This window comes from Flavobacterium sp. GW821-FHT12A05, from assembly GCF_058807735.1.
This window is the reverse complement of record NZ_JBXAQY010000011.1, coordinates 93,023-114,969: the sequence shown is the minus strand read 5'-3', so window position 1 is coordinate 114,969 and position 21,947 is coordinate 93,023. Positions and strand designations below refer to the sequence as shown.

Here is a 21,947-nt window from a genome sequence, read left to right as displayed (position 1 = left end):
TTGAAACAAATTCGGTTTAGGTATAAATCTAAAATCTAAACTCAACAATCTAAAATCAAAAAAAATATGTCGAAAGAGATAGAAGATCGGATTGAGAAATTGCCTGTAATACGCAATGTGGCCCGAGTTTTCAAAAAAATAAAACTGCCTTGGCTGGAAGGTTTTTCGTTGTATGATTTACTCGAAATGTACACTTTAGGAATTCTTGAAGGTGCATTCTCTTATCATGCAAGTGCGGTTTCTTTTAGCTTTTTTATGGCTTTGTTTCCTTTTGCCTTATTTATTTTAAACTTAATTCCGTTTATTCCTATCGATAATTTTCAGGAAGATTTTCTGCAGTTTGTGCAACAGAGCGTTCCTCCAAATACTTACGATGCGATTAGTAAAATTATAAGCGATATTTTAAATAATAGTCACTCCGGGTTATTATCGTCGGGATTTTTACTTTCTATTTTTTTGATGGCAAATGGTGTTAACGGAATTTTGAGCGGTTTCGAATCTTCTAAACACGTTTTTGATAAGCGAGGTTTTTTTAGACAATATCTAGTAGCGCTTGCCATTTCGCTTACGATGACCGTAATATTGTTTGTAACAGTCGCAACGATTGTGGTTTTTGAGGTCTTTATTCAAAAAACAATCATTCAGGATGTATTAAGTGATCGTATTCCGCTGATTATTTTGGGACGATATTTATTTGTTATCTTGATGATCTTGATAACATCTTCATTATTATTACGTTATGGTACAAAGCAGTACAATAAAGTGCCTTTTATAAGCATTGGTTCTGTTTTTACAACGATCTTAATTGTTATATCTTCGTTCTTTTTTGGGATTTGGGTTATAAAATTCTCAAAATATAACGAACTTTATGGTTCAATTGGGACATTATTAATTCTAATGTTTTATATTTGGATAAACTGTATGATTCTGCTTTTAGGGTTCGAATTGAATGCTTCTATCAGAAAATTAAAACAAAAAAAAGAAAAATAATATGAAAAATTTGATGCTAACTATCGGAGTGTTCTTCTTTGCGCTGACCATGCAAAGCCAAGGTGTAATTGGAAAATGGAAGACAATCGATGATGAAACAGGCGAAGCGAAATCAGTAGTAGAGATTTACGAAAAGTCAGGAAAAATATACGGGAAGGTGGTAGAAATACTTCGCGAAAGTCATAAAAAAGATGTTTGTACTAAGTGTGATGGTGCAGAAAAAAACAAACCTATTTTAGGAATGGTTATTATTAACGGACTTAAAAAAGATGGTTCAGAATATAACGGAGGAACAATTTTAGATCCTACAACGGGTAAAAAATATAAATGTTATATCTCGTTAGAATCTGCCGATAAACTAAAACTTCGCGGCTATGTAGGAATCTCAATTATGGGAAGAACACAATACTGGACACGAGCGAAAAATTAATTAAAATAATACATGCGAAAATTAACTTCGATAATTTTATTCTTAGTATTAGCTTCAAATAGTTTTGGACAATCTAAGAAATCGCCATTACCAATAAGTCATCTTACAGGTGACTTTTATGTTTATAAAACATTTCATGATTATAACGGAAACTTGATTTCTGCCAATGCGATGTATTTGGTTACAGATAAAGGTGTTGTTTTATTCGATGCGCCTTGGGACGAAACTCAGTTTCAGCCTCTTTTAGATAGTATAAAAGCAAAACATCATAAAGATGTTATTATGCTTTTTGCGACACATTCTCATGATGATCGCGCAGGAGGATTTGATTTTTATAGAAAAAAAGGAATTAAAACCTATTCAATTAAATTAACGGACGATATTCTTAAAAAAGAGAATAAACCGAGAGCAGAATTTATAATTCCGAATGATACCACTTTTACTGTTGGGCAGCATACTTTTGAGGTTTATTATCCAGGAAAAGGACATGCGTCTGATAATATTGTAGCGTGGTTTGCTAAAGAAAAAGTGCTTTATGGAGCTTGTTTTATTAAAAGTGCCGATGCTAAAGATCTTGGTTATTTAGGAGATTCTGATGTAAAAGAATGGAAAAAATCAATCAAAAAAGTGCAGACGAAATTTAAAAAGCCTATCTATATTATTCCGGGTCATGACGATTGGACTAATACAGAATCCTTAAACCATACTTTGAAATTGGTTGATGAGTATTTGGCTCAAAAACCTTCAGGGAAAAAGTAATTTTCCACTTATATATATACCTGCATGTTTTTTATCGAAGTTATTTTACCGCTTTCCTTAGCAAAAACCTTTACATATCGTGTTTCTGAGGCTGAATTCCATTTTATTAAAAAAGGAATGCGGGTGGCGGTGCCATTTGGTAAAAGCAAAATATATACGGCGCTTGTTTTGGATATACACGAGAATGCACCAACATTATATGAAGCCAAAGAGATTCATGAAATTTTAGATGAAAAACCAATTGCAACCGAAACTCAGATTAAGCATTGGCTTTGGGTTGCTAATTATTATATGTGCGGCATTGGCGATGTCTATCGCGGTGCTTTCCCGACAGGATTATTATTAGAGAGTGAAACTATTGTTTCGTACAAACCAGAAGTTGTAGTCAATGATTCTGAACTTTCTGATGATGAATTTTTGATTTATGAAGCACTTCAGCATCAGAGTTCGCTTAAAGTTCAAGAAATTGCTTCGATTTTAAATAGAAAAAATATTCTGCCAATTCTTCAAAAATTAATAGCAAAAGATATTATTGTTTTAGAGGAAGAAATAAAAGAAAGCTACAAACCAAAACTGGTAAAGTATGTAAAACTGCATTCTAAATACGAAACAGATCAAGGTTTGAGCAGCTTGTTGGATATTCTAAAAAACGACAAACAAAAGGATATTGTTTTAGCTTTTTTTCAAATTACGGCTTCAGAAAAAAAGCCGGTGACAGTTAAGAAATTGGTTGAGGTTTCAGGTTCTACTTCGGCAGTTATTAAAACTTTGGTTAAGAATGAAATCCTGGAAGAATATCTTTTACAGCAAGATCGCGTTTCGTTTACCGGAGAAAAATCGGAAAAAGAATTACAGCTGAGTGAAGCGCAGGAAAACGCTTTTAGAGCTATTAAAGAGAGTTTTTCTGATAAAGAAGTCTGCCTGCTGCATGGTGTTACTTCGAGCGGAAAAACAGAAATTTATATCAAATTAATTGAGGAATATCTGCAAACGGGAAGACAGGTTTTGTATCTGCTTCCTGAAATTGCGCTTACCACACAATTGGTTTCTCGTTTACGACTTCATTTTGGAGATAAAGTAGCCGTTTTTCATTCAAAATACAGTAATAACGAAAGAGTTGAGGTTTGGAAACAAACGCTAGAAAATTCAGAAAAAGCCCAAATTGTAATAGGGGCGAGGTCAGCATTGTTTTTGCCTTTCAATGATTTGGGTTTATTGATTGTTGATGAGGAACACGAACAGACTTTTAAGCAGACGGATCCTGCTCCAAGATATCATGCCAGAGATGCGGCTATTGTTTTGGCTAATTTTCATAATGCTAAAGTGCTTTTAGGTTCGGCAACTCCAAGTATCGAAACTTATTTTAATACGCAGAGCGAAAAATATGGCTTGGTAACACTTACGGAACGTTACAAAAATGTTCGTATGCCCGAAGTTGTTTTGGTTGATTTAAAAGACAAGCATTTCAGAAAAAGAATGACAGGGCATTTTAGCGATGTTTTAATTGATGAAATTGTTGAGGCTTTGTCTTTGGGCGAACAGGTGATTTTGTTTCAAAATAGAAGAGGATATTCGCCTATAATAGAATGTTTAACTTGCGGACACGTGCCTCATTGCCAGCAGTGCGATGTGAGTTTGACTTTTCATAAATTTAAAAATCAATTGCGCTGCCATTATTGCGGCTATGCAATTGCTAAACCAACAAATTGCCATAGTTGTTCGAGTATTGACTTAACAACAAAAGGTTTTGGAACTGAACAAATAGAGCAGGAGCTGTTATCGCTTTTTCCTAAAGCGAGAACGGCAAGAATGGATCAGGATACTACGCGCGGTAAATTTGGTTTCGAAAAAATTATTGATACTTTTAAAAATAGAGAAATTGATATTTTAGTGGGTACACAAATGCTGGCTAAAGGTTTAGATTTTGATAATGTAAGTCTGGTGGGAATTATGAATGCAGATAATATGCTGCATCATCCTGATTTTAGGGCTTTTGAGCGCAGTTTTCAAATGATGACGCAAGTTGCAGGGAGAGCCGGAAGATCTGAAAAACAAGGTAAAGTTGTAATTCAGACTTATAACCCAGATCACAATACAATTCAGCAGGTTACAAACCATAATTATATAGGTATGTATAAGGAGCAATTGTATGACAGACAAATTTATAGATATCCGCCTTATTTTAGAATTATAAAACTAACAATTAAACATCGTGAATTTGAAAAATTAAAAGAAGGGTCGATGTGGTTGTATCAGGTTTTAAGTCAAAATCTTGGAATGCCTGTTTTGGGACCGGAAGAACCGGCAATAAGCAGAATTCGAAATGAATACATCCGAACAATTTTAATTAAGATTCCGCATAATGTGCATTTAGGAAACACAAAAAAAACTATTCAGAAAATGTTGAATAGTTTTGAAGCTGTTGCTCAATACAGAGCTATAAAAGTGGTTGTAAATGTCGATTTTTATTGAAATTACGACGTAGACAATGCTTTTACTAAATCTTCTTTTTTGTTTCGGCTAAGCGGAATTTTAGTAATTCCAATTTCGGCAAATTTACTATTAAAGCGTTCTACCTTATCAATATTGATAATGTACGATTTATGTACACGAATGAATTTGTCTTTTGATAAATCATTTTCAAAAGATTTCATTGTAGAAAGCACCAAGTTGCTGTCGTCTTCGGTAACGACTCTTACATAATCTCCAAAAGCTTCAATCCATTTGATTTTAGCAGTGAATATTTTAAGTTTTTTAAGGTTGCTTTTAATGAAAATATGTTCGCCTTCTTCTTCTTTAACTTCTTTTTTAAGTAAATGCATATCAATGGCTCTTTTTACAGAGGCATTAAAACGATCTACGGCAATAGGTTTTTGCAGATAATCTGTGGCATCATAATCAAAAGCTTTTAAAGCATATTCAGCTTTAGAAGTGATAAATATAATTTGAGGTTTAGATTTTAAACCATCAAGAAAATCAAAGCCGTTAATAACCGGCATTTCTATATCAAGAAATATTAAGTCGATATTATTTAAAGAGATACAACTTTTTGCTTCTATTGCATTAGAAAAATCCCCGATTAAATGCAAACCTGGGTGATTATTAACTAATTTTGCTATAATTGTCCTCTGTATAGAACTATCATCTACAACAACACAGTTTAGTTTCATAACATTTAAATTTAGAATAAATTCAGGATAGCAGTAGTAAATGTATTATTTTTTTGGAAAAAAAACTAAAATGAGCGCATATTTTTTGCATTATGACGAATAAAAGAAAAAAGGTGTTGTATATTTAAAAATAATGGTTACTTTTGCACCCAATTTTAACAAATAAATATTGTATTTATGAATCATTATGAAACTGTTTTCATTTTAAATCCCGTTTTATCTGAGGTTCAGGTGAAGGAAACAGTAACGAAATTTGAAGAATTTCTTACTAGTAGAGGAGCTGAAATGGTATCGAAAGAGGATTGGGGTCTTAAAAAAATGGCTTACGAAATCCAAAACAAAAAAAGTGGTTTTTACCATTTATTCGAATTCAAAGTAGCTGGAGAAGTTCTAATTGCTTTTGAAACTGAATTCAGACGTGACGAAAGAGTTATGCGTTTCTTAACTGTAAGTTTAGACAAACATGCTATTTCATGGGCGGAAAGAAGAAGAGCTAAATTAAAATCTACTAAAGCGTAATTATTATGTCTACAATCGAACAATCTGCAAAAGGAAAAAAAGACGGAGATATCAGATATTTAACGCCTTTAAACATTGAAACTAACAAAACTAAAAAGTATTGCCGTTTCAAAAAATCAGGAATCAAATATATCGACTATAAAGATGCTGATTTCTTATTGAAATTCGTTAATGAGCAAGGAAAAATTCTTCCTCGTCGTTTAACTGGAACTTCATTAAAATACCAAAGAAAAGTTTCTGTAGCTGTAAAAAGAGCTCGTCACTTAGCTTTAATGCCATACGTGGCCGATTTATTAAAATAATTAAAAACTCTAGTCGCTGGTTTCTGTTAAAGCAGAACCTAACTTCTAAAATATAAGGACAACAACATGGAACTTATTTTAAAACAAGACGTACAAAACTTAGGATTTAAAGATGATGTAGTATCTGTAAAACCTGGTTACGGTCGTAACTTTCTAATTCCTCAAGGTTTTGCTGCTTTAGCAACTCCTTCTGCTAAAAAAGTTTTAGCTGAAAACCTAAAACAAAGAGCACACAAAGAAGCTAAAATCGTTGCTGATGCAAAAGCTTTAGCTGAAACTTTAAAAGCTCTTGAAATTAAACTTAGCGCAAAAGCTGGTGGAGAGAAACTTTTTGGTTCTATCACAAACATCGACATTGCTGAGGCTTTAGAAAAATCTGGTAACGCTATTGATAGAAAATTCATCACTAGTGGTATCGTAAAACGTACTGGAAAATATACTGCTAGCATCCGTTTACACAGAGATGTTATCGTTGAATTACCATACGAAATTGTTGCTGAAAAGTAATAGTTTTAAACACTATATAAAAATCCCGATGCGAATCGGGATTTTTTTTTGAAATTTTATAAAGTTAAACGCAGTACTATATTAAATGAAATACGCTAGATTAACAAAAGAGCAATTTGATGAATTGCACGCCGAATTTGCCAGCTTTTTAGCAACTCAGGCAATAGATAAAGCTGAATGGGATTCTCTTAAAGTAAATAAGCCTGAAGTAGCAGAACAAGAACTGGATGTTTTCTCTGATTTGATTTGGGAAGGTGTTTTGGGAAGAGCAGAATTTTTAGAGCATTTTTCTAAAAACCATATTTTCCTATTCCACTGTTTTGATACTTATGTACAATCTATAGTTTTAAAATCATTGGTTCCGGATACCGATTTTTTAACTAAGGATGGATTGCAATGGTTAAGCGACAATATGTTTACAGAGAACATTGAAATGAAAGTAGGAAAGAAGGTATTTACAGAAGAAAGAAATACTTCTATTTTTGAATTGATTAAACAAGGCGCTTTTTTGAGTGACGGACAATTATTTACTCAAATTAATACCATTTTAGAATCATAACTTGTAATTGGTTCATTTTCAAAAGCTTATTAAAGGGTAAACAAGAATGTTAAATTGTTTACCCTTTTTTATTTTTTTAACTTTTGTTTATGCTTTTTTATTTATTTGCACCCGTATTTCTACGCGGTTTCTTCAGAATATTCAAAATTTTAAGATTTTACTAAAATATTAGTAAAATATATCCCTGATTAGATCTTTTTGTTAAATTTCAATCGATTGAATCGTTATTATTGTATTAATTAACTTACAATTATTTAATTTAACATAAAATATGTAATTTTTTAATGCTCCAAAAACTGCTTTTTTTTGGTTTAAAAACTCCGTTTTTTCTTATATTACCGACGATTTTTGCCTTTAAACGATTTTTTGAATCAGAAAAAAATAAGAATTTTATACTTGTTTTATTATTTGCTTTTTTCTAATTTTAGTATAAGAAAGTTAAACAAAAAATCAGGCCTCATTTTTACCATGTTTTATCGCTGCCTGTTTAACTTAAAATACAATAAAAGAAGATTAATCATAATTGTAATTGAATTGGATTTTTAAATAATAACTCAAATCGCCTGCTTATGGAATTGACATTTACTTTCTTTATCGAGTTTGCTTTAGGTCTTCATATTGTTTCAGCTTTATTTTTTATTATTTTTAAGAAAAGCAAAATTCTTAATCCATTTTATTTCCCTTCTGTAATAACAGACTTTTTTGAAAAGTTCTCAATATTCAATTTTCATTATTTAAAGTTTGGTCGACATTATTGTTGACGAAGCTGTTTTTTCTATTTAATAGATAAAACCTGCTGTTTAATTTATTCAATTTTTCGAGTTTGATTTTAAACAATTGAAATTCATAGAAAGAGTAATCAACTTTCTTATAAAGATTGAAACGGTTAAATAGTATAGATTAAAAAAACTCCTCCCACATTTTAAATTTTCATTTTGAAAATTAATTCAAAACAAATCACTTTCATTTGGAAGATTGGTGTGGATCAATATTCCCTAAAATTTACGGGATATTTTATTTCAAAAGAATAAAAGTTCTCAATTAAGTATACTTAGGTATGCAGCATACAAAATAATTTTTTATAAAAATTTAAATAATAGTCTTTATGTACTAAGGATTTATTTTAGAGTTTAACTAATTGATTTTTAACGTGTTTTTTAATTGCTTAAGCATACGTGCTTATCGCAAGAGGTATTTTATTGTCCATTTTCTAATCTTCCAAATTATGAAAAAAAAAATTACTTTTTATGATCTCATCACCCAGAAGAGATTATTAGCCGTATGGCTTTTATTGTTTTTACTGCTTTTAAGTAATAAAAACTTTGCGCAAACATTTTGTCGACCTGCAGGACACACTACTGGTATTGGCGGAGTCTGTTTAGGTACTACCGGAGTTACTAACGCAGCTTTGGCATACGATTCCAGTTTAAGTACGTATGCAGCAATAACAAACTCATTAGGAGTAGGTTGTTTTGCCCAAGAAACGGTAACCTTTGGTCAAACTGCAAAAGCAGGAGATCAAATAGTTGTTTATTACGGAAACGGCACTAGTTTAATAAGTGCAGATGTACTGGCAAATTCAACTATTCAGCCTTTGTTGTCTGGTGCTCCTGCGGGAAACGCGGTTCCGTTGAGCGGATTAATTAATGTTCAACTGCTAGATAATGCAGACAATATTATTGCAGTAAAGTATACTTTGACATCAGATGCAAATCAGATAAAAATTCAAACAGGGGGACTTGTTAGTTTACTGATTAATTTAAGAATTTATGATGTGCGTTTGCAATTTGCAAAACCTACGATTGCTAATGGAGAAACACAATCAGTGTGTTTCGGACAATCAGTAGCGCTTTCTGCTGCAGCTGCCGCTGGTACTACGGTAGCTTGGTACGATTCGCCAACTGCGACTACACCGCTTTCAAGCGTAGGAACTTATACGACACCAGCTTTAACAGCTACAACTACTTATTATGTAAGTACTTCACGAAACCCTGGCTGCGAAAGTGATCAGAGATTACCTGTAACAATTAATGTTGTGCAGCCTATTGCGCCGGTTATTAGTGCGACAGGTACTACTATTTGTTCTGTTGGAGTAACTCAGGCAACTACTTTATCGGTTATAAATCCAATATTAGGAACAACTTATTCCTGGTACAATGTTGCAACAGGAGGTACTGCTTTGACGACTGGAACTACTTATACGCCAACTGTGCCTACGGGTATTTCTACTTATTATGTAGAAGCATCTATTGGTGCGTGTAAATCGACTCGTACTCAGGTAAATGTTACTTCAACTTCTGTTCCTGCGCTTGCTACGATATTAACACAAGGTGTATCGATTCTTGCTGGTCAGAATGCAACTTTAAGTGCTTCGACAACTGAGCCAGGTGTTGGTTTAGATTGGTATGATGCTCCAACAGGAGGAACAAAATTACTAGCTAATTCTACTACTTTTACAACTCCAATTTTAACAGCGACTAAAATCTATTATGTAGAATCAGTTAATCTTACAGGTGGTTGTGTCAGTACAACCAGAGTACCTGTAACGGTAACGGTTCAGCCAGCTGCTTTAGGCGGATGTCGTGAAGCCAGCAGTCAAGTTACTACACAAGTTGGTATATGTTTATTGTGTAGTTCAACTAATTTGAATAATTCTGTAGACGGTAATCCTGCAACAGCAGCGAGTTTAACTATTCCGATTGGGGTTGCCGCATCACTACAACAGACATTACAATTTACTAATCCTGGAAAAGCGGGTGATATTGTTGATGTAGAATTGGCACTTCCAGGCGGTATTGCCGATCTTTCTTTGTTAGGAGCTGTAAGCTTAGCTACATATAATGGAGCTACTTATAATAATGACAGGATTTTTATAAATAATCCGTTAGTGACTTTACAATTATTATCGGGAAATAGATTTAAAGCGAGTGTTGTTGCTGGAGCTAACTTTGATCGAGTAGAAATTCGATTAGGAGGTTTGGCAACTGCTTTAACGACCGTAGATATTTATCAGGCGACTTACAGATATAAAGCACCAGTTATTTCTGGAAATACTACAATTTGCGGCGGACAAACTGCAACTTTAAATGCTAATCTGGCTTTAGGTGAAACTATTAGATGGTATGATGCTTTAACTGGCGGAAATTTATTAAACAGTACAGCTTCGTTTACAACACTGGCTTTGACAGCTAATACAACTTATTATGTTGAATTGACTCGCAATGGCTGTGTAAATGGTGAAAGAAATCCTGTTACTGTTAATGTAAATAATCCTATAGCTCCAGCAGGAATAGATATAGTTCCTTCAAATTTATGCAGCGGAGAAACTACAACCATAACAATTCAATCTCCAGTTGCAGGTACAACTTATAATTGGTACGATGCTGCTACAGGAGGAACATTGGTATTTACAGGAACTTCTTTTGTTACTCCAAGTTTGACTGCTCCAACTTCTTACTATATTGAAGCGGTAATTGGAACTTGTTTAAGTGCTCGTACAGCAGTTAATGTAAATGTTAACCCTAGACCAGCACCTCCGGTTCCTGTATCTTCGAATGTTATTATTCAGTCAGGTCAGAATGTACAGCTGGCTGTTGTAACAACTCCTACATATGATTATGATTGGTATGATGCTCCAACAGGAGGAAATCTTTTATTGGCAAATTCCAGCACTTATACACCTACTCCGGCTTTAACTGCAAATAAAACATTTTATGTTCAAGCAAGAAACTTAACTTCGGATTGTACAAGCAGTACAAGAGCTGCGATTAATGTAATGGTAACTAATACAGTTAGTACCTGTTTGCAGCCAAGTTCACAAGCCATAACTGTTGACCCTGGCTTATTATGTGTTTTATGTAATGGTGCTAACGGACCTAACGCTGTTGATGGAAACCCAAATACATTTTCTTCTTTGACTATAACTGCGGGAGTACTTAATTCATATATACAACAACAATTAAATTTTCTAACACCTGGTCAGGCGGGAGATATTGTTGATGTTGAATTAGAATTACCTGGTGGTCTTGCTGATATAGCATTGTTAGGATCTGTAAGTGTAGGAACTTCCTTAGGAGGAGTTGAAAATCCAGGCAGACTTGCGGTAAACAATAGTTTATTGAACTTGCAAATATTGTCAGGAAACAAATTCAAAGTCAGCTATCCATCAACTGCTGCATTCGATAGAGTGGATATTAGATTGGGAGCATTAGTTGGTTTATTAACTACTGTAAACATCTATGGCGCTTCTTATAGATTTCCAAATGCCACAATAACTGGAGCAGCGGCGCCAATTTGTGCCGGACAAACCGCAACATTATCGGCTTCTTCTACAGGAACTGAAACTTTTACATGGTACGATGCTCCAACAGGTGGAAATATTGTGGCTGTCAGCCCAACACTTCCATTAACGGCTACTACAATTTATTATTTAGAAGCAACTCGCGGCGGAACTTGTATTAATAGTGTTCGTCAGCCTGTAACGGTTAATGTATTGTCTATTCCAACAGCTGCGGATATTACAATTGCAAGTCCTTTAGCTGCTTCTTGTGCAGGAGGAATTGTATTAGCTCCAACATCTGCTTTAGCGGGAGCAACTTTTAAATATTACACAGATCAAAATAAAACACAAGAGATTACTACAGGTACTACAGCCGGAGTAACTTATGTAAAAGATCCTACAACGGGAGCACTAACAATTAGCGGACTTATTGCGGCTAATGCTCCTTATACTTATTATCTATCTGTTTCTAATGGAGGAATCTGCGAAAACGTAAATGGAACATTAAAAGAAGTAGTTGTAAATTATCCAGCCGGTTCAGCTTTAACTGTTACAAGTCCGTTTGCGGGTTGTGCTAAAGTAAACCTGAAAGATGCTATTACCAATTTTGATACAACAGGAAATACAACTTATACTTTCTTTGATGCAGCCAATAATCCAATTACAGATCTGGCAGCAGCCAATATTACAGTAAGTGGTAACTATTTTATTCAGGCTCAGACAACAGGTGTTGCTTGTCCATCAGTAAAAGTACCGGTAACTGTAAACGTAACTCCATTACCAACATTAACAGGAGTAACAAGTTCGATAGCAGTTACAAAAGGTTCATCTGTTACTTTAGCAGCATCATCAAACGGAACTATAACTTGGTACGATCCACAAGGAAATGCTTTAGGATCTAATAGTACAGGTCCACTTAATACAGTAGGAGTTTTTACATATACTGTAATTGCAAGCAACGGATCTTGTACTACAAGCCAAACAGTAACCATTAGTGTTATTGATCCTGCGACTTGTGATACTCTGCTAGAAAGAGTTTATGCCAATTCTCAACTATCAGGTTCTATTATTACCGGTAATGTAACCAATCAAGCTTTGGCTGTAGATGGTGATCCAAGTACTTTCTCAACCATTACTACAGGTTTAGGACTTTTAGGTATTGGAACTACTTGGCAAAATCTGCAATGGCCGACTACTATTCCTAAAGGAACTCCAGTAACAGTTAAATTAGGTTTACAAAATAGTTTAATTGCCGTTGGACAAAGTATTTCAGTAGTAGGTACTAAGCGTGACGGATCTAATAACCCTATTGATATTGGAACTTTACAATCAGTATCAGGTTCACTATTGAATTTATTACCAGGTCAAAATTCATTCGAATATACATTTGTACCTTCTAATACTTCAGGACTTCAGGATTATGATGGTATCCGTGTACAATTAGGATCAATTTTAAGTGTAGCGCAAAACATTAATGTTTATGATGCTCATTATAAAAAACAAGTTACACAAATTGCTTGTGGTCAAGGAGATATTGAAGATATTTTCTCTGGCGTAAAAGACTTAGGAGTAGGTGCTTTAACAGCAACTGTAGGGGTTTCTAATCCGTGGAATATAGCCGATGGCGATGTTGCTACTTACGCTACAATGTTTAGTGGGGCAGGAGTTCTTGCTGCTGCTGAACTTACCACAACTTTTAGAACACCATCTATGGTAGGGGACAGTTTAAGAATTACGATTTCTAAACCAGGAACTCTTTTAAATCTTAACTTACTTACCGGATTCACGATTCAGTTATATTCAGGAAATATTGCTGTTGGTGCTCCAATACAAAACACAAGTAGTTTATTGACTTTAAAATTGCTTGCCGGAGACACAATGGCGATGACAATTGTGGCGCCTCAAACACAGCCTTATGATAAAGTAGTAATTACTTTTGGAGGAGTTGCAAGTGTTTTAGATCAGCTTAGAGTTCATACTATTGATCGTGTAACCAATACGAAAGTGATTGGAAGCGATCCTGAAAATAAAATTACAGTCTGTCCCGGGGATAACATTACCCTCCAGGTACCGCCTAAATCTTGTGCAGATTATGCGTGGTACGATTCACCAATAGGAGGAAATGTTGTAGCGAGTGGTCAAACTTATACAATTCCGGCAGGATTAGCGGCAGGAACTTATAAATATTATGTTCAGCCAATTCGTTACGGCTGTGCTGCTTTAGAAAGAGGAGAAGTAACAGTAGTGGTTAGAGCTACTACTCCAGTATCAGCAATAGCAAACGTAACTATAAATGGAGGAAATGGTACTATTATTTGTTCTGAAACAGGAACAGTAACATTAGACGCAGTCTTAAGTAATACACCAGTTCTTACGAACCCAGTATACCACTGGTATAGTTTTGACGGAACAACAAGCCAGTTAATTCCGGGTGAAACAACATCTAAATTAGTAATAAACGGATTAGCTCCGGGAACTTATACTTATTATTTAGGAGTGAGTTCAGATGAGTATTGTGAGACTACACCAGCAAATAGAAAACAAGTAACATTTACAATCTTACCAACTTCACTTGAAACGGATATCGTGGTAAATAATGCTTCTATTTGTCATAATACAGATGCAGTTTTAACGCCAACAACTACGCTGACAAATCCGGTTTTCTTCTGGTATTTAGATGCTAATAAAACACAACCTATTTTAAACGGAACTGTAAGCGGCGTAACCTATGCGGTTAGTACTACAGGAGTTTTAACTGTATCAGGTTTAACAACTGCGATGAGCCCTCTTACTTATTATGCAGCTGTTACAAGCGACAATACATGTCAAAATAAAAACGGAGAACTTAAAGCAGCTACTGTGATAGTTAATGATCCTCCAACACCAACATCTACAAATAATCCTCAGAATTTCTGTTTGATCAATGCACCAACTGTTGCTAATCTTCAGGCAAATGAGGCCAATGTAGTTTGGTATCTTGCTTCTACAGGAGGAACTTCATTAGATCCAACAACAGCATTAGTTAATGGAACAATTTATTATGGAGCAATAAAAGATTTACTAGGTTGTGAGAGTTCAGTTCGATCAGCAATAACAGTTAATGTTAACGATCCTGGAACACCAACATTAGTAACAGCAGGAACACAAAACTTCTGTTTGGTAAATGCGCCTACTTTTGCGAGTGTTCAGTTTAATCAAACCAATATTGTTTGGTACACAGCGTTAACAGGCGGAACAGCGATTCCATCGACTACAGCTTTAACAAGCGGTACGTATTATGCTGCAATCAGCGATCCAACATCAGGTTGTGAAAGCGCTGTTAGATTAACCGTAACCATCAGTGTTACGGATCCTGGAACACCAACTTTAGTAACAGCAGGAACTCAAAACTTCTGTTTGATAAATGCGCCGACTTTTGCAAGTGTTCAATTTAATGAGGCTAATATCGTTTGGTATACAGCTTTAACAGGCGGAACAGGAATTCCATCTACAACAGCCTTAACAAGCGGTACATATTATGCTGCGATCAGCGATCCGGGAACAGGTTGTGAAAGTGCGGTAAGATTAGCGGTAACTATCAATGTTAACGATCCCGGAACACCAACCTTGGTAACAGCAGGAACACAAAACTTCTGTTTGGTAAATGCGCCGACTTTTGCGAGTGTTCAGTTTAATGAAACAAACATTGTTTGGTACACAGCTTTAACTGGCGGAACAGCGATTCCATCAACTACAGCTTTAACAAGCGGTACATATTATGCTGCGATCAGCGATCCAACATCAGGCTGCGAAAGCGCTGTTAGATTAACCGTAACAATCAGCGTTACGGATCCTGGAACACCAACTTTGGTAACAGCAGGTACACAAAACTTCTGTTTGGTAAATGCACCGACTTTTGCGAGTGTTCAGTTTAATGAAGCAAACATTGTTTGGTATACAGCTTTAACTGGCGGAACAGCAATTCCATCTACAACAGCTTTAACAAGCGGTACATATTACGCAGCGATCAGCGATCCAGCTACAGGCTGTGAAAGTGCTGTTAGATTAAGCGTAACTATCAGTGTTACGGATCCTGGAACACCAACTTTGGTAACAGCAGGAACTCAAAACTTCTGTTTAGTAAATGCGCCAACTTTTGCAAGTGTTCAGTTTAATCAAACCAATATTGTTTGGTACACAGCATTAACAGGCGGAACAGCGATTCCATCGACTACAGCTTTAACAAGCGGTACATATTATGCTGCAATCAGCGATCCAACAACAGGTTGCGAAAGCGCAGTTAGATTAGCAGTAACCATCAATGTTAACGATCCGGGAACACCAACTTTAGTAACGGCAGGAACTCAAAACTTCTGTTTAGTAAATGCACCAACTTTTGCAAGTGTTCAGCTTAATGAAACTAATATCGTTTGGTACACAGCTTTAACAGGAGGAACAGCAATTCCATCGACTACAGCTTTAACAAGCGGTACGTATTACGCAGCAATCAGCGATCCAACATCAGGCTGCGAAAGCGCTGTTAGATTAACCGTAACAATCAGCGTTACGGATCCTGGAACACCAACTTTGGTAACAGCAGGAACTCAAAACTTCTGTTTAGTAAATGCACCGACTTTTGCGAGTGTTCAGTTTAACGAAACAAACATCGTTTGGTATACAGCATTAACAGGCGGAACAGCGATTCCATCAACTACAGCTTTAACAAGCGGTACATATTATGCAGCTTTAAAAGATGCGACAACTGGATGTGAGAGTAGTGTTAGATTAGCGGTAACCATCAATGTTAACGATCCAGGAACACCAACTTTAGTAACGGCAGGTACACAAAACTTCTGTTTAGTAAATGCTCCGACTTTTGCAAGTGTTCAGTTTAATCAGGCAAACATCGTTTGGTACACAGCTCTAACAGGCGGAACAGCGATTCCATCAACTACAGTTTTAACAAGCGGTACGTATTATGCAGTAATCAGCGATCCGGCAACAGGTTGTGAAAGTGCGGTAAGATTAGCGGTAACAATCAATGTTAGCGACCCTGGAACACCAACTTTAGTAACAGCAGGAACTCAAAACTTCTGTTTAGTAAATGCGCCGACTTTTGCAAGTGTTCAGTTTAATCAAACAAACATTGTTTGGTATACCGCTTTAACTGGAGGAACAGAGATTCCATCAACTACAGCTTTAACAAGCGGTACTTATTATGCAGCGATCAGCGATCCAGCATCAGGTTGCGAAAGTGCTGTTAGATTAGCTGTAACAATAAGTGTTACTGATCCGGCAACACCAACATTAGTAACAGCGGGAACTCAAAACTTCTGTTTAGTAAATGCTCCTACTTTTGCAAGTGTTCAGTTCAATCAAGCCAATATCGTTTGGTATACCGCTTTAACTGGAGGAACAGCGATTCCATCGACTACAGCTTTAACAAGTGGTACATATTATGCAGCTTTAAAAGATGCAGCGACCGGATGTGAAAGCAGCGCAAGATTAACAGTAACAGTTAACGTAACAGATCCTGCTACGCCAACAACAACTAATGTTTCGCAGACTTTCTGTTCTGAAAATGCACCAACGGTTGCTAATATTCAGGTAAACGAAGCGAATGTAGTTTGGTACAGCACTGCAACTGGCGGAACACCAATTGCTGCCACAACAGCTTTAACAAGCGGTACGTATTATGGTGCTATTTTAGATCCTGCAACAGGATGTTCAAGCAGTGTAAGATTAGCAATTGCAGTTACAGTTAGAAATGCGGTTAATCCTACTACAACAAATGCTTCTCAGACTTTCTGTTCAACAGCATCTCCAACAGTTGCTAATATTCAGGTAAATGAAACTGGTGTAACTTGGTTTAGCAGTGCGACTGGCGGAACTGCAATTGCAGCAAATACACCATTAGTATCTGGTATTTATTTTGGAAACATTGTAGATCCGGTAACAGGATGCCAAAGCTCAACTCGTTTACAAGTTACAGTTACGGTATCAAATCCAAGTCCGACACCTACGACAACAAATGCGACACAGAATTTCTGTTCAATAAACGCACCAAAAGTTTCTAACATTCAGGTTAACGAAGCAAACGTAGTTTGGTACAGCACAGCAACAGGAGGAACTGCAATTCCGGCAGGAACGGCTCTGGCATCAGGAACTTACTATGGAGCTGTAGCAAGTGCAATAAATTGCGAAAACCCAGTAAGATTAGCTGTAGCAGTGGTAGTAAGTACTCCGATTCTTGTTACAACACCTAAAACAACACAAACATTCTGTTTATCAGCGTCTCCAACTATTGCAAATATTGTGGTTAACGAACCAAATGTCGTTTTCTATACAACTGCAACAGGCGGAACTCCTTTAGCGGCTGGTACAGCGCTTACTGCAGGAATCTATTATGCAGCAGCGCTTAGTAACACCACTAACGGATGTGAAAATGCAAACAGACTGGGTATTACAGTGAATTTTGAAAATGATGCAGCTGTACAACTTACAACGAATGATGATACTCCATGTGTTTTCAAAGGTGTGACTTATTCAATTGCAAACGGAAAATCAGATTATGTTTGGACAATTACAAACGGAACTATTCTTTCTGGCGGAGGAAACGCTGACGGAACGGTAACAGTTTCATGGTCTGACATAGGACCAGGAAGAGTTTCGGTTACTTACACTAATAATTGTAACGAAACCACAACTAAGTTCCTGAACGTAAATGTTGCCACTTGTTCTGATATAACAATTACGAATGTAGTAGATAATCCTACTCCTAATTTTGGAGATAAAGTAACATTTACTATAACAGTAAATAATGTAGGCGAGGGAAGTTTCATCAACACCATTGTGAGTGAACTTTTACCAAGCGGATACGATTTAGTAAGCTCTAGTACAACAGGCGGAACATACGATCCGGCAACAGGACTTTGGACAATACCAACTTTAGCCTCAGGCCAAAGCGTAGTTCTTACAGTAGTTGCTGAGGTATTATCCAGCGGAAATTATCTAAATGTTGCTGCTATAGAAATTTCAACTCCTTTAGATGTTGATGCGTCAAACAATTCGGCTTCGGCTTCAGTTGAACCAATCTGTTTAACAGTTTACAATGAGTTCACACCAAATAATGATGGAGCGAACGATCTGTTTAGAATTGATTGTATCGAGTCATATCCTAATAATGAATTGAAAGTTTATAACAGATATGGTTCATTAGTGTACAGCAAACAACATTATGAAAACGATTGGAACGGAACTTCAAATGTTTCCGGAGTTGTTAATAGAGGAGATATGCTGCCAACAGGTACTTATTTTTATGTGATTACCATTGGAGATGGAACGGTTAAAAAAGGATGGTTATCTATCATGAGATAAGCTTTCTATTAATCAATCTAATTAATTAAACTAAATAAGTATCGTTATGAAACTATATATAAAACCATTAGAATCGTATTTCATTTTAATATGTTCTTTTATCACAATATGTGCAAGTGCACAGCAAGATCCCGAGTATACACAATATATGTATAACACAATGGCGGTAAATCCGGCTTATGCCGGATCAACCGGCAGTTTAGAAGCCACTCTTTTACATCGTTCTCAATGGGTAGGAATTTCAGGAGCGCCGGAAACACAGTCGTTTTCTATACATGCACCGCTTCGAAATGAAAAAATTGGTTTAGGATTAAGTGTTGTCAACGACAAAATTGGTCCCTCAAACGAATTATACCTAGACGGAAACTTCTCTTATTCATTGCCTTTAGGTTATGAAAAAAGACTTGCTTTTGGTATTAAAGCAGGAATGAGAATGTTAAACATAGATTGGTCTAAAGGAAGATATTATGACGGAACAGACGTTCTTTTAAATCAAAATATCGACAACCAGATGAAATTAGCTGTAGGAGCAGGGGTTTACTACTATACCGAAAAATGGTATTTAGGATTCTCAATTCCAAGCTTTATTCAGAACGACTATTATGATGATGTTCAGGAATCTATAGATTATGATCGTTTACATTATTATTTAATGGGAGGATATGTTTTTGATTTGAACCCAAATTTAAAGTTCAAACCAGCATTTTTAGTAAAAGCAGTAAGCGGAGCCCCGCTGACTGCTGATATATCGGCGAATTTTATGCTTTATGAAAAATTTGTTATCGGCGGATCTTACAGAACAGATGATTCTATCAGTATCCTGGCAGGTTTTCAAATATCAAAAAGTTTTTATCTCGGATATGCTTTTGATTACACCGTAGGCGGATTGAATAAATACAACGATGGAACACACGAGTTCATTCTGCGTTATACATTCAATAAAAATCAAAGCAAAATCAAGTCTCCTCGATTCTTCTAAAAATAAAACATATGAAAAAACTATATATCCTAAGTTTAGTCTTGAGCATTACGTTTAGTTTTGCTCAAAAGACTAATTTAAAACAAGCCGATGCATTGTTTAGAAATTATTCATATGCAGACGCTTCAAAAGCGTACGAGGAAATTTTGGCGAACATCAAAAATCCTACGGCTCAGACGTTAAAAAATGCCGCCGATTCGTATTATTTCATTTCAGATGCACGAAATGCTCTTAAATGGTACAAAAAACTATACGAAGTTCAAGACAATAATTTAACCGATATTTACTACCTGCGTTATATTCAAAGCATGAAAGCGGTTATGGATTATAATGAGGCAGATAAAATCACGAAAGAATATCTTGATAAAAAAGGCGATAAAAAGGAAATTAACCGATATGTTGCCCAAAAGAAACAATTAGACAGTCTCGCAAAAGCAAAACCGCTTTACACGATTAAAAATCTGGACATTAATACCAGTAAATCTGATTTTGGAGCCACCTTCTTTGGAGATAAAATTGTTTTTACTTCGGCAAGAGATACCACTAAGTTCAGTGAAAAACTCTACACCTGGAACAATCAGCCTTTTCTAAATTTATATGTTTCAGAAAGAAATCCGGCTGATGGAAGCTTATTCAACGAAAAAATATTCCTTCCAAATGTAATGAGTAAATACCACGAAGCCACAGCTTCTTTTGATCCGGAAGGAAAAACCATTTATTATTCTACAAACATTGTAAAGAAAAATAAATTGGTTGTGGATGAAAACAAAATCAATAATTTCCAGATTATCAAAGGCTCAATTGTAGACAATAAATTAGAAAATCCGCAAAAAGTTTTCTTCGACAACGACGATTACTCAGTTGGACATCCTTCTTTAAGCGATGACGGACAATGGCTTTTCTTTGCGTCAGATATGCCGGGAGGTTTTGGTGAAACAGATTTGTATGTGGTAAAAATTGCTGCCGACGGAACGATGAGTTCTCCGCTGAATTTAGGGCCAAATATCAATACAATGGGTAATGAAGTTTTTCCTTATTACAGAAACGGAATGTTGTACTTCTCATCAGACGGACATTATGGTTTAGGTGATTTAGATGTTTACGAAAGTAAATTTTTATCCGATGGAAATTTCACAACGCCAAGAAACCTTGGAGCTCCAATAAACAGCAACAAGGATGATTTTTCGTATGTTGTGGATAAAACAGATGCTTATGGCTATGTTTCATCAAATAGAGCAGGAGGAAAAGGCGACGATGATATCTATTCTTTTGTAAAAGGAAAACCAGTCTGCAACCAAAGTATTTCTGGAATTGCGGTTGACAGAAAAACCAAAAAACCTTTGGCAGACGTTGCGATAATGGCTTACAACTCTTTTAAAGAGGTACTTGGCGAAACAAAAACCAATTACGAAGGGAAATACGCCATAGTGGTTCCTTGTAATAAAGTAGTTAATATGATTGCGGCAAAGCCAAATTATAGCAGCGACGAAAAAACAGTAGAAACAACAAAAGAAAACGAAGGCGAAATTAAAGATGTAAACTTCGAACTTAGCAACTACGATGATTTAGTAGTTAAAAAGAAAGGTGTTGAAATGGTCGACGTAAAACCAATTTATTTTGATTACGACAAATACGACATTACACCTTTGGCTATTGAAGAATTGACGAAAGTAGTTTTCGTTATGCAGAAATTTCCAAACATTAAAATTAAAATAGAATCGCACACAGATTCTCGCGGAAAAGACTCGTATAACTTAAAACTTTCAGACAACAGAGCCAAGTCAACAAGAGATTATATTCTATCACAAGGCATAGACGCTTCCAGAATTGAAAGTGCCATTGGTTACGGCGAAAGCCGCTTAATTAATAAATGCAAAAACGGAGTGAAATGTACTGAAGAAGAGCATTTACTTAACAGACGCTCCGATTTTATCATTATTCAAAAATAGTACTATATTTGTATTCTAATAATCTGATTATCAGTATAAAAGTATAGAACGCAGAAACCATTTGGAAGTTGGTTTTTTTAAATTCTTTTTTAAGAATAATGGACAAGAAGAAAATCAGGCCGCATATTTTTGCTGCCTGATTTTTGAT

Annotated in this window: 12 protein-coding genes; 11 read left to right on the top strand and 1 reads right to left on the bottom strand. The window is 35.6% G+C overall.

Annotated elements, in window-relative coordinates:
* The first annotated feature begins 66 nt into the window (after positions 1-66).
* From AC1RRQ_RS22160 to priA, 4 genes are read left to right on the top strand one after another with little or no spacing between them, the layout of a single operon-like run.
* Positions 67-990, top strand: coding sequence for a YihY/virulence factor BrkB family protein (locus tag AC1RRQ_RS22160; RefSeq protein ID WP_493025170.1), 924 nt, complete (start codon positions 67-69; stop codon positions 988-990).
* Position 991: 1 nt separating this feature from the next.
* Positions 992-1,420, top strand: coding sequence for a DUF2147 domain-containing protein (locus AC1RRQ_RS22155; protein WP_493025169.1), 429 nt, complete (start codon positions 992-994; stop codon positions 1,418-1,420).
* Positions 1,421-1,432: 12 nt separating this feature from the next.
* Complete coding sequence (gene bla-B1-FLAV / locus AC1RRQ_RS22150) at positions 1,433-2,179, top strand: subclass B1 metallo-beta-lactamase (protein WP_493025168.1); 747 nt, start codon at positions 1,433-1,435, stop codon at positions 2,177-2,179.
* Positions 2,180-2,203: 24 nt separating this feature from the next.
* Positions 2,204-4,651 (top strand): replication restart helicase PriA, encoded by a 2,448-nt coding sequence (priA, locus tag AC1RRQ_RS22145; protein WP_493025167.1) that lies wholly within the window; start codon positions 2,204-2,206, stop codon positions 4,649-4,651.
* A gap of 2 nt (positions 4,652-4,653) precedes the next feature.
* On the opposite strand, the gene AC1RRQ_RS22140 is transcribed toward priA, so the two are convergent.
* Positions 4,654-5,349, bottom strand: coding sequence for a LytR/AlgR family response regulator transcription factor (locus AC1RRQ_RS22140; protein WP_071637338.1), 696 nt, complete (start codon positions 5,347-5,349; stop codon positions 4,654-4,656).
* A 177-nt stretch (positions 5,350-5,526) separates the two neighbouring features.
* On the opposite strand from AC1RRQ_RS22140, the gene rpsF reads away from it, so the two are divergent.
* The 7 genes from rpsF to AC1RRQ_RS22105 all read left to right on the top strand — a co-directional run bounded on the left by rpsF (position 5,527) and on the right by AC1RRQ_RS22105 (position 21,799).
* On the top strand, positions 5,527-5,868 hold the full coding sequence (gene rpsF, locus AC1RRQ_RS22135; RefSeq protein ID WP_007810575.1) for a 30S ribosomal protein S6: 342 nt from the start codon (positions 5,527-5,529) through the stop codon (positions 5,866-5,868).
* A 5-nt stretch (positions 5,869-5,873) separates the two neighbouring features.
* Positions 5,874-6,170: a 30S ribosomal protein S18 gene (rpsR, locus tag AC1RRQ_RS22130; protein ID WP_002987043.1), complete on the top strand. Its 297-nt coding sequence runs from the start codon at positions 5,874-5,876 to the stop codon at positions 6,168-6,170.
* A gap of 66 nt (positions 6,171-6,236) precedes the next feature.
* Complete coding sequence (rplI, locus tag AC1RRQ_RS22125) at positions 6,237-6,677, top strand: 50S ribosomal protein L9 (RefSeq protein WP_071637339.1); 441 nt, start codon at positions 6,237-6,239, stop codon at positions 6,675-6,677.
* Between the two features lie 85 nt (positions 6,678-6,762).
* Positions 6,763-7,236, top strand: a complete 474-nt coding sequence (locus tag AC1RRQ_RS22120; protein WP_493025166.1) for a DUF6495 family protein — start codon at positions 6,763-6,765, stop codon at positions 7,234-7,236.
* A 1,225-nt stretch (positions 7,237-8,461) separates the two neighbouring features.
* Positions 8,462-18,871 (top strand): Ig-like domain-containing protein, encoded by a 10,410-nt coding sequence (locus AC1RRQ_RS22115; RefSeq protein WP_493025165.1) that lies wholly within the window; start codon positions 8,462-8,464, stop codon positions 18,869-18,871.
* A gap of 46 nt (positions 18,872-18,917) precedes the next feature.
* Positions 18,918-19,850, top strand: a complete 933-nt coding sequence (locus tag AC1RRQ_RS22110) for a PorP/SprF family type IX secretion system membrane protein (RefSeq protein ID WP_493025164.1) — start codon at positions 18,918-18,920, stop codon at positions 19,848-19,850.
* A gap of 11 nt (positions 19,851-19,861) precedes the next feature.
* A complete protein-coding gene (locus AC1RRQ_RS22105; RefSeq protein ID WP_493025163.1) occupies positions 19,862-21,799 on the top strand; it encodes an OmpA family protein in 1,938 nt (645 codons plus the stop codon).
* Positions 21,800-21,947: the final 148 nt, after the last annotated feature.